Genomic DNA, 10530 nt, shown 5'->3' on the forward strand with positions numbered 1-10530 from the left:
CGCCGCCGTCGCGCCCGCAGCCACCCCGGCCGACGCCGCCGCCCGGACGCCCCGAGCCGATCGAGCCCGACCCGGTGCCGGCCCCGCCGACGCCCGGCCCGTTCCCGGGGCCCACTCCGGGTCCCTTCCCGACTCCCGGCCCGACGCCGTCGCCCAGCCCCGCGCCGCCCGGCCCGGTGCCGCCCGGTCCCGGCCCCTCGCCCGTACCCCCCGGTCCGGGTCCTTCGCCCGTGCCGCCGGGCCCCGACCCGTTCCCGGTTCCGCCTGGTCCTGGTCCCAGCTCAGTTCCGCCCGGCCCCGGCCCGAGCCCAGTGCCCGGCCCGCCGTCGCCGGTCGTCCCGCCGCCGCCGATGATCGCTACTGGCGGCACCGGGCTACCCTCCTACACCGTGCCGCCTTCCACCTCGGGTCGACCCGCGCCCGCCACCACCCCGTTCGGGGTCGGCGAGCCGCACGGAAACCAGCCGCCGTTCGGCGCGAGATCACCTCAGCCGTTCGGTTCCTCGAGCCCGCAGGCCGAGCCCACCCAGGTCGTCAGCAAGGCCGCCGACGCCACTCAGGTCGTGCCGCCCACCCGGGCGACCGACGTGCCCGCGTACCCACCCGGTTTCGACCCTGAGCCGACGATGGCCGTGCCCACGCAGCGCCCGCAACCAGGCACTGTCTATGGCACCGGTGGTTACGAGACCATCGACGCCACCATGCCCGTGTCGACCAACCCGGTGGAGAATTCCGGGTCGTTAACCGGACACATCCTGGCCCAGGGCTGGCGTGACGAGGTCGTCGACCGGCGCCGCGGCAACCTCAAGGTCGCGGTGGCCATGCTGGTGGTGTTGGGCCTGCTGGTGACCGTCAGCGTGGTGTTCCTGCTGACCGCCGGCAACTCGTTCAGCGACTGGATCGGCGGCGTCTTCTCGTGATGCGCCGGCGACCGGCCGCACCGGTCGCCGGATTTGGCGTCGGGCCTAGCGCGACCTAAGCTGGCTTGGTTTGTGCGCTGGGCTCGGTTCCGTGCGGCCCGCGTGCGCCAGGTCAGGGGTGAGCCTGCCCACTACCAGCGCGGAATGCGGTCGGCGTACCAAACGTTGAGCCGTACACTTATGACAGTTATTGAGCGGCGTGCCCCCCTGGCACGCCACGGGCGTTCTTGCGGGCATTTCAGCGGTCGGCTCTCAGCAGCCGCGGCGGGCCACTTGCGAGCATGCGCCCCCGTAGAGAGGTTCTCTTGACCACTTTCGCTGATCCCAGCACGTTCCCGTCCGTCTTCGAAACCCGTTCCGCCGACGAGCAGCCCACCGTCGAGACCACCGAGACCGTGATCATCGAGGCTCCGGCCGACGAGACCTCCGTCACGGCCGAGCCGGTCGCCGACGAGACCCCGGTCGCCGACGAGGCCCCGGTCGTCGTTCCGAGCTTCGCCGAGCTGGGCCTGCCGGCCGAGCTCGTGCGGGTCCTCACCCGTGAGGGCATCACCACCCCGTTCGAGATCCAGGCCGCGACGATGCCCGACGCCCTGGCCGGCCGGGACGTCCTCGGCCGCGGCCAGACCGGCTCCGGCAAGACCCTGGCCTTCGGCCTGCCGCTGCTGGCCCGGGTCGCCCAGGGCGGCCGCGCCCGCCCCCACCACCCCAAGGCCCTGATCCTGGTGCCGACGCGTGAGCTGGCCATGCAGGTCGCCGACGCGCTGATGCCGCTGGGCCGTTCGGTCGGCGTCTTCCTCAAGACCGCCGTCGGCGGGGTGCCCTACGACCGCCAGATGGACGCGCTGCGCCGCGGCGTCGAGGTCATGGTGGCCACGCCGGGCCGCCTCGGCGACCTGATCGAGCGGGGCGCCTGCAAGCTCGACGACATCGAGATCACCGTTCTCGACGAGGCCGACCAGATGGCCGACATGGGCTTCCTGCCCGAGGTCACCGAGCTGCTGAGCAAGACCCCCGAGAACGCGCAGCGCCTGCTCTTCTCGGCCACTCTCGACGGTGACGTCGACGCGCTGGTCAAGCGGTTCATGCACGACCCGGTCACGCACTCCACGGCTCCGGCCGAGGCCAGCGTGTCCACCATGGACCACCACCTGCTGCTGATCCCGCCGCACGACAAGTTCCCGATCGCCGCGTCGATCGCCAACCGGGCCGGCAAGACCATCGTCTTCGCCCGCACCCAGATGGGCGTCGACCGGCTCCAGGAGCAGCTGCGCCAGGTCGGCGTCCGGGCCGGCGCCCTGCACGGCGGCAAGACGCAGCGGGTCCGCACCCGCACGCTGGCCGACTTCAAGGAGGGCCGCACCAACGTCCTCGTGGCGACGGACGTGGCCGCCCGCGGCATTCACGTCGACGGCATCTCGCTGGTCATGCACGTGGACCCGCCCAAGGACCCGAAGGACTACCTGCACCGCGCGGGTCGCACCGCCCGGGCCGGCGAGTCCGGCGCGGTCGTCACGCTGGTGCTGCCCAAGCAGCGCCGCACCACCCAGGCCATGATGTCGAAGGCCGGTGTCTCGCCGACCGAGACGCGGGTGCGCCTGGGTGACGAGCAGCTGGCCAAGATCACTGGCGCCACCGAGCCCAGCGGCGTTCCCGTGGTCGAGGAGCCGGAGCCCCGTCGCGAGCGCGGCGACCGTCCGCGCGGCCGCTTCGGCGACCGCCCGCAGCGGTCGTACGGTGACCGCCCGCGTGGTGACCGTCCGCAGCGTTCGTATGGTGACCGTCCGCAACGGTCCTACGACGACCGTCCCGGCAGTGACCGTCCGCAACGGTCGTACGGCGACCGGCCGGCCGGCGAGCGCGGCTCGTTCGGCGACCGCCCCCGTGGTGACCGTCCGCAGCGTTCGTACGGCGACCGTCCCGAGCGGGGCGGCTACGGCGAGCGCTCCGGCGGCGACCGTGGCGGCTACGCCGGTGGAGACCGTGGCGGCTACAGCGGCGGCGACCGCGGTGGTTTCAGCGGCGGCGACCGTTCGCGCGGCGAGGGCGGCTACGGCCGCAACGGCGAGCGGGCCGGCAACTTCCGGCGCGACAACAACCAGCGCAACGACCGCCGTGAGGGCCCCGCGGGCCGCTTCGGCAGCCCGCGCCCGGCACGCAGCTACTGAACAACCCCATAAGCACCACCCGTGACGCCCGGCACCTCGATGTGCCGGGCGTCCGGCTTTTCCCGGGCCACCGGGCCGGGTACACAGAAGACATGTCGCTGCTGCCCGCTTCCCTGTTCTGGCACCGCAAGGACACCGCCGGTTCCGAGCACACCCTGCTCGACGCCAAGGACGGCCTCTACGCCCGCGGCACCGCGCTCGCGGTCGATCCCATTCCCTACACCTGCCGCTACGAGCTGCGGACGGATCCCGGCTGGGTCACCGCGCACTTCGACGTGGCCACCGAGGGCGCCGGCTGGGCCCGCACGCTCCGTCTCGAGCTGGCCGCCGGCACGTGGCGGGCCACCACTGCCGAGCAGGGCCACCTCGACGCGGTGCTCTCGGCCGCGGGCCACGCCGGGGCCGGGCTGCCCGGCCTCGAGGACCCGGATCTGCTGTACGGCGCGTTCGACGTCGACCTGACTGGTTCGCCGCTGACCAACACCCTTCCCGTACGCCGCCTCGGGCTGCACCGGCCGGCCGCCGACGACATCGGCGTCGCGCACCGGCTCAGCGTGGCCTGGGTGCTGCTGCCCAGCCTCGAGGTGGTGCAAGCCGATCAGATCTACACCGCGCTGGGCGAGGGCCGGGTCCGCTTCGCGAGCGAGACGTTCAGCGCCGACCTGACCATCGACGAGGACGGCTTTGTCGTCGACTATCCGGGCCTGGCCGGCCGGGCGGGGTGACGCCACCCCAAGCGGGCATCGTGAGCGGCGCAGGCGCGCGCTGAGAGGCCGCGCGAGGGTGGTCAGCCGAGATGCGGCTGGGGCCGGTTCTCCCATTTGGTCGACAGGGCGATGGCCGTACGCGTGGAAGCCACCCCGGGGGTGCGGTTGATCCGCACGATGAGCTGCTCGAGCTCGGCGATCGAGCCGACCCGCACAGTCAGCTGGTACGACTCCACCCCGGCCATGAAGTAGCAGCTCTCGACCTCGGGCATCGCGCGCAGGGCGGCCAGCACGTCGTCGGTGTCGGCCCCCGAGTCCTCGATGATGCCGATCAGCGCGGTCACGCCCAGGCCCAGCGCCTCGTGGTCGACCTCGGCCCGGTAGCCCTGGATCGTGCCCGCCGCCTCGAGCTTGCCGACCCGCTCGTGCACCGCCGGCGCGGACAGCCCGACCTTGCGCGCGAGCTCGGCGTACGACGATCGGGCATTCTCCCGTAGCAGCTCGATCAGGCGCAGGTCGATGGAGTCCATACTGAAGACCCTAAACGGGTGGCACTTCGTCACTCACGCCCGGTAGCAGCGCAAACGGCGGCAGGATAACGATCACTGTCGCAATTAGGGCTTTTTCCGCATTCCAGGGACTCGGTTCCGGGGCAATGCTCTAATGGCTTTACGTCCCGATCGAGCACGCCGACACTCACCGTGATCACGGCCGCTCCAAAAGACCGACGCGAGGAGGGGGCTGTGGACACTGGAGATCGCTTGCTCACACCAGGCGAGGTGGCCGCGCTGTTCCGCGTCGACCCGAAAACGGTGACCCGCTGGGCCGCCGCCGGGCGCATCGGCAGCATTCGTACTCCCGGCGGTCACCGCCGATTCCGTGAATCCGAGGTCCGTGCGTTGCTCGAGGGCGACGGCGTGGTCGAGGAAATGCGTGAGGACGACGCCGCCAATCGACCCCGTAATGCCGGCCCGAGCAATCCGGGTCTGGGTTACGGGCCGCCCAACGGGTTGCGCTGAGCATTCAATTCACCCCTCCACCGGGTCAGGAGCGTGTGGGGTACGCCCAGAGCGTCCAGCGCTTTGCCCGCTACGAAGTCGACCAACTGTTGTGCGGTGGCCTGCGCCCCGGCGCCATAGAAGCCCGGGCTCGCAGGCAGAACGACCGCCCCGGCGTCGTGCAGCGCGATCAGGTGCTCGAGGTGACTGCGTGTCACCGGCGTCTCGCGCGGAACGATTACGGTGCGTCGCCGTTCCTTGAGGTTCACCTCGGCCGCCCGCTGTAACAGGTCTTTCGAGAGACCGATCGCGATGCCCGCGCACGCGGCCGTGCTGGCCGGCACCACGATCATGCCCTTGGCCGGGTACGACCCGCTGCTGGGCCCGGCGGCCAGGTCGCCGGCGGGCCAGTACGTCAGGTCGCCCAGCTCCCGCCCCAGCCAGGCGCCGACGTCGTCCTTCCAGTGCGCGTCCCGCACAGTGGACCCGGTCTCGTCGAGGATCGTCAGCCGGGCCGCCTTCGAGATGACTAGATCGACGGATTCCCCCGCGTCGAACAACGCCGACAGCACCGCCCGGGCGTAGGGCGTCCCCGAAGCGCCGGAAACACCCACGACCCATGGTTCACGCATGCCTCAAGTGTGCCCGCTGGTCCCGTGGCAACTGGGCCGAAGTGGGGAAAGACTCCGTCACCGCTCGACCCAGGCCGAGGTGGGAAAGGCCTCGCGCGCGGTCGGCCAAGTGGCGGGATCGACGGCTGAGCTCACCAGCCGGGCCGCTGTGGCCACTCGCTCGAGGTCGGTCACCGGCACGTCGTAACCGGCCCGGGCCACCACGTTGCTTGTCGCGTCCGGTGCCGCCACGCATTGCCTGACGTGGAACTGCTGGGTGAACTCCGTGCAGTCGGGCTTGGGCTCGGTTCCGGGCACGAAGCCGCGCTGGGCCCCGATCACGATGCCGCCGCTGGGGGCGGTGGCGTTGCCCGGAGTGCTCCGCGGGAACGACAAGCCGATCGGTCGCGGCGCCGAGTTCAGGCCCGGGTCGGACCAGGCGTTGACGAACGCCGCCTGCTCGAAGACCGGTTCGAGCTCGAATCCGATGCCGTCCCGCGCGGGCGTCACCAACGCCGTGGCGGCTTCGGGCCGGCTGACGTCGACCGCGACCAGTCGCATGTCGGGCGGCACCCACGAGATGGCGAAGGGCAGCCGGGCCGGGCGTGGTGCGGTCACGCGGAAGGCGGTGGCCAGCCGCACCATCTCGGCCCGGCTGAGGCGGTTCTCGTGCGAGGCCATCAGGACCATCGAACCGTCGGCATTTTTCCAGGTGAGCAAGCTCGTGCTCTTGACCATCGCGTTGTTCCTCACCGACAGGAAACTCGCCTCGTGCCCGTGGATGGATCCGGCGGGCTCCCGCGGGAGCGTCAACCACATGGTGTACGGGACGGCTCCGGCGGGATAGAGGGCGAGTCGGCCGACCGGCTGGTACTCGCCCGGCGCCACCTCCCGGCCGATCGAGGCGAGTTGGTTAGTGAGGCTCACCCATTCCGGGTCGCCGACCCGCAGGTCGCCGCTCCGGTAGCCCGAGAAGAGCAGGTCGAGGGAGCCGGCCCTGGGCGGGGGCGGGGTGGCCGGCGGAACCGAGGGCCGGGCGACCAGCTGCGGCACCCCGACCGCGGCGAACACGGCCAGCAGGGCCGCGATCGCCCACCCGGTGTTCCGCCGCCGGCGGCGCCGCCGGCCCGCCGCCACGACGTCGTCGACGGTGTAGCGCGCGGCCGGAGCGTCCTCGCGGACCGTCTCCAACAGGTCAGACAACTTCATGACGGGCCTCCAGACGCTCTTCGATGCTCACTTCGGCGCCGAGGATCCGCCGCAGGGTGTCGAGACCACGGGACGTGTACGCCTTGACCGTGCCCTCGGGGCAGCGCAGCGCGGCCGCCGTCTGCGGCACGCTCAGGCCTTCCAGGAAGCGCAGCACGAGCACGGCCCGGTGCTTGACCGGCACTTGCAGCAACGCCTGGCGCAGGTGCACACGGTCGTCGATGGTCAGGATCTCGTCGGGCGCGACCGTCTCGGGCAATGCGTCGCCGTGTGACTGCTCACGGCGCCACCACGGTCTTCGCGTCTCGTCGATGGCGGCCCGCACGACGGCGCTGCGGGCGTACGCCTGAGGGTTCTCGACCCGCCCCCACTTCCCGTAGAGGCGGGCCAGAGCACCGAGCACGGCATCTTCGGCCACCTGCCAGTCGCCGCACGTCAGGTAGGCGAGCCCTCGCAGCGCCTCCATCTGACCGCCGACGAACTCGCGGAACTCGGCCTCTTTGTCGCTCACGGGGGTTAGACGGAAGCCGGGGCTCGAACGGTTACAGCAACAACAGATCGAGGAGGGCGAACAGGAACAGCGCGATGCCGACGAAGCCGTTGGCCGTGAAGAACGCCCGGTTGACCTTCGACAGGTCGGTCGGCGTGACGACGACGTGCTGGTAGATGAACGCGGCCGCGGTGAGGCCCAGCCCGATCCACCACAGCCAGCCCAGCCCGACGACCTGACCGAACCAGACGAACAGCGCGAACGTCACCACGTGGGTCGCGGTCGAGATGTGCAGCGCCGTGCGCACGCCGAACCGGGCCGGGGTGGAGTGCACGCCGATCCGGCGGTCGACCTCGACGTCCTGGCAGGCGTAGATGATGTCGAAGCCGCCGATCCACAGGCCGACCGCGAGGCCGAGCAGCCAGGCCGGGCCGGAGCCGTCGAACGTGCCGGTGATCCCCAGCCAGGCCCCGACCGGCGCGACGGCCTGGGCCAGCGCGAGCACGTAGTGCGGGAAGTTGGTGAAGCGCTTGGCGTACGGATAGACGACCAACGGGATCACCGCGAGCGGGAACAGCACGAGGCACAGCCAGTTGAGCAGCCCGGCCGCGAGCGCCATGACGACCAGCGACACGACGGCCCCGGTCCACGCCGTGCGCAGGGAGACCGCGCCGGTGACGAGCTCACGGTTGCGCGTACGCGGATTGAGCGCATCGATCTTGCGGTCGAGGATGCGGTTGGCGGCCATGGCGAAGGTGCGCCCACTGACCATCGCGATGGTGATCAGCAGCAGGTCGAGCCAGTGGACGCCCGAGTCGAGCCGGTCGAGCGCGACGGCGGCCGAGAGGTAGGCGAACGGGAGCGCGAACACCGAGTGCTCGATGGCGACCAGGCGCAGGAACGCCTTGACCTTGCCCGGTTTCTCTCCGACTGCCGCGACCGCCGTCATAAGCCGTACTCCTTCCAGCGCTTCTCCACCAGGCTGATCACCTCGGGAGACATCGTCATCTCTTCGGGCCAGCCTCGTGAGTAGCCCTCGGACGGCAGCTTACGGGTGGCGTCGATGCCCGCCTTGCCACCCCAGAACTGCTGGTAGGAGGCGTGGTCGAGGTGGTCGACGGGGCCCTCGGTGAGCAACAGGTCGCGGCTGTAGTCGACGTTGCCGAGCGCGCGGAAGGCGACCTCGTTGTAGTCGTGGACGTTGCAGTCCTCATCCACGATCACGATCAGCTTGGTGAAGGCCATCGAGTGCGCGCCCCAGATGGCGTTCATCACCTTTTGCGCGTGCTTGGGGTAGCGCTTGCGGATCGAGACGATGGCGCAGTTGTGGAAGACGCCGGCCGACGGCAGGTCGTAGTCGACGATGTCGGGGATCATCATCTTGAGCAGCGGGCGGAAGATGCGCTCGGTCGCCTTGCCCAGGCCGTGGTCTTCCTGCGGGGGCTGCGACGTGATGATCGAGTGGTAGATCGGCTTCTTGCGCATGGTCATCGTCTCGATGTGCAGCACCGGGAACGGCTCGACCGGGGTGTAGAAGCCGGTGTGGTCGCCGAACGGGCCCTCGGGCAGCCGCTCGCCGGGCTCGAGATAGCCCTCGAGGATGATCTGGGCCTCGGCCGGCACCTGGAGCGGGACGGTCAGGCAGTCGACCATCTCGACCCGCTCGCCCCGCAGGAAGCCGGCGAACAGGTATTCGTCGATGTCGGAGGGCAGCGGCGCGCTGGCCGAGTAGCTGACCACCGGGTCGCAGCCGATCGCGATGGCCACCGGCAGGCGCTGGCCGAGCCGCTCGGCCACCGCGTGGTGGGCGGTCGAATCCTTGTGGATCTGCCAGTGCATGCCGAGCGTGTTCTTGGAGTGCTGTTGCAGGCGGTAGAGCCCCAGGTTGCGCTTGCCCGTCTCGGGGTGCTTGGTGTGGGTGAGCCCGAAGTTGTGGAAGATGCCGCCGTCACCCGGCCAGACCTGCAGGCCGGGCAGCAGGCCGAGGTCGACCTCGTCGCCCTTGAGCACCACCTCTTGGCAAGGGGCGGTCTTGACCTTGCGCGGCGGCAGCGACTTGAGCTGGAGCACCTTGCCGATGCCCTCGCGGATGCCGGACCAGCCGACCGGCAGCTCGGGCTTGATCATCCCCCCGATGCGGTCGCCCACTTCGTCAAGACTTTCGACCCCGAGGGCCATCGCCATGCGCTTCTCGGTGCCGAACAGATTGATGGCCAGGGGCATGGAGCCGCGGGTGGGCCGCTCGAACAGCAGGGCCGGGCCGCCGGCCCGCACCGTGCGGGTCACCACCTCGCTGACCTCTAACGTCGGGTCGACCGGGACGGTCACCCGCCGCAGTTCGCCGGCCGCCTCGAGGGCGTCGAGGAAGCTCTGCAGATCTTGATAGGGGAATCCACGCGGCGCCATGACAACCAGTCTCGCTCACGGGTCCGACAGTTCCGCGCGCGGGCGATCACCGTCACTCACACTGTCCGATACGCGTTGAGTGGGCGATTGGTCCGCGACGACAGGCGAGGTGCGGGTGAAGGTCCGGAAAACGGCGTTGTGGTGCGCCATGGCCGGTCTGGCCGCCGCCCTGGCCGGGGCGACACCGGCCGTTTCCGCCGACCGGACCGCCCAGCCGCAGGCGCGCGGGGCCACGTCGCTACCGGCCTGCCCGCCGGCCCGGGCCTCGAAACGCGCGCCGGTCGGCCCGGCCGGCCCGTCCGCTCCGGGGGCCTGTCGTGCCACCGGTCACATCCTCGAATCGGGCGTACGCCTGCCCCGCCGCGGCGAGCCCGGTTTCACCCCGAGCGGCTACCACCACCTGGGCGCCAACACCAGCGGCCAGTGGTCCGGGGTCTCCGGGCGCATGTCGGTCGTCGACGGTTCGGTGCGTCCTCGCACGTACGACTTCGTAGCCGGCCGCTTCATGGTCAAGCGGAACCTGGGCCGGGGCAGCGTCGTCTGGCTCGAGGCGGGCTGGGCCGAGACCGGCTGGGCCCAACCCGGCCGCCAGCAGATCTACACGTTCAACACCAACACCAAGACCTGGCAGTTCTACAACCAGTACACGCTGCGGCCGGGTGACAAGGCCTGGATCGACCTGCACTCCGACCCGAGCGGCGGGTGGAGCGCCTGGCTGTGGTGGGGCGAGCGGTGGAACCTGCTGACTTCCCAGCTGTTGCCGCTCGGCCCGACCGCGACCATCGAGCAGTACGTCGAGGTGCACGTCGACGTCAACCGGCCGGGCCGGATCGAGGTGCCGCCGGTGACCGTCGACAACGTGCGGCTGCGACCCGGGGAGGGCGGCGAGGCCCGGCTGTGGCGCGAGGACGTGCCCACGCTGACCGGCACCGACCCGGCCCAGCGCCGGCACAACGGCGGATACTGCCTGGACTGGCTGACCCGCTACGACACGTGGACGGCCGGCGGCTGCGGCGGCTGA

General features: G+C 70.9%; 11 protein-coding genes. 5 read left to right on the plus strand and 6 right to left on the minus strand.

Translation table 11 applies throughout. The features are described from left to right. Positions 1-389: 389 nt before the first annotated feature. The 3 genes from M1L60_RS00010 (at position 390) to M1L60_RS00020 (ending at position 3813) form a co-directional block, all read left to right on the plus strand. Entirely contained in the window at positions 390-920 is a 531-nt protein-coding gene (locus tag M1L60_RS00010; RefSeq protein ID WP_253235493.1) for a hypothetical protein, read from the plus strand. A gap of 305 nt (positions 921-1225) precedes the next feature. Continuing rightward, positions 1226-3088 (plus strand): DEAD/DEAH box helicase, encoded by a 1863-nt coding sequence (locus M1L60_RS00015; protein ID WP_253235115.1) that lies wholly within the window; start codon positions 1226-1228, stop codon positions 3086-3088. Positions 3089-3180: 92 nt separating this feature from the next. Further along, positions 3181-3813, plus strand: a complete 633-nt coding sequence (locus M1L60_RS00020; RefSeq protein WP_253235116.1) for a putative glycolipid-binding domain-containing protein — start codon at positions 3181-3183, stop codon at positions 3811-3813. A 62-nt stretch (positions 3814-3875) separates the two neighbouring features. Here the strand turns inward: M1L60_RS00020 and M1L60_RS00025 are convergent, their stop codons facing one another. Further along, positions 3876-4325 carry an Lrp/AsnC family transcriptional regulator gene (locus tag M1L60_RS00025; RefSeq protein WP_253235117.1) on the minus strand — a complete coding sequence of 150 codons (450 nt, stop codon included), beginning with the start codon at positions 4323-4325 and terminating at the stop codon, positions 3876-3878. Positions 4326-4538: 213 nt separating this feature from the next. Here M1L60_RS00025 and M1L60_RS00030 point away from each other — a divergent pair, with 213 nt between their 5' ends. Then, entirely contained in the window at positions 4539-4814 is a 276-nt protein-coding gene (locus M1L60_RS00030) for a BldC family transcriptional regulator (RefSeq protein WP_221379846.1), read from the plus strand. Here the strand turns inward: M1L60_RS00030 and M1L60_RS00035 are convergent. From M1L60_RS00035 to M1L60_RS00055, 5 genes are read right to left on the minus strand one after another with little or no spacing between them, the layout of a single operon-like run. After that, on the minus strand, positions 4787-5425 hold the full coding sequence (locus tag M1L60_RS00035; protein ID WP_253235118.1) for a UbiX family flavin prenyltransferase: 639 nt from the start codon (positions 5423-5425) through the stop codon (positions 4787-4789). The genes M1L60_RS00030 and M1L60_RS00035 overlap by 28 nt on opposite strands. Positions 5426-5482: 57 nt before the next feature. Then, complete coding sequence (locus M1L60_RS00040; protein ID WP_253235119.1) at positions 5483-6613, minus strand: hypothetical protein; 1131 nt, start codon at positions 6611-6613, stop codon at positions 5483-5485. Then, a complete protein-coding gene (locus M1L60_RS00045) occupies positions 6600-7124 on the minus strand; it encodes a SigE family RNA polymerase sigma factor (RefSeq protein ID WP_253235120.1) in 525 nt (174 codons plus the stop codon). The genes M1L60_RS00040 and M1L60_RS00045 overlap by 14 nt, the downstream gene beginning before the upstream one ends. Before the next feature lie 31 nt (positions 7125-7155). Further along, positions 7156-8052: a menaquinone biosynthesis prenyltransferase MqnP gene (gene mqnP / locus M1L60_RS00050; protein ID WP_253235121.1), complete on the minus strand. Its 897-nt coding sequence runs from the start codon at positions 8050-8052 to the stop codon at positions 7156-7158. Then, positions 8049-9509, minus strand: a complete 1461-nt coding sequence (locus M1L60_RS00055; protein WP_253235122.1) for a menaquinone biosynthesis decarboxylase — start codon at positions 9507-9509, stop codon at positions 8049-8051. Before M1L60_RS00055 ends, mqnP begins: the two co-directional genes overlap by 4 nt. Positions 9510-9624: 115 nt before the next feature. Between M1L60_RS00055 and M1L60_RS00060 the strand changes: the two genes are divergently transcribed. Then, a complete protein-coding gene (locus tag M1L60_RS00060) occupies positions 9625-10530 on the plus strand; it encodes a hypothetical protein (protein ID WP_253235123.1) in 906 nt (301 codons plus the stop codon).

The organism is Paractinoplanes aksuensis (assembly GCF_024137025.1).
In the GTDB taxonomy this organism is placed as follows: domain Bacteria; phylum Actinomycetota; class Actinomycetes; order Mycobacteriales; family Micromonosporaceae; genus Actinoplanes; species Actinoplanes aksuensis.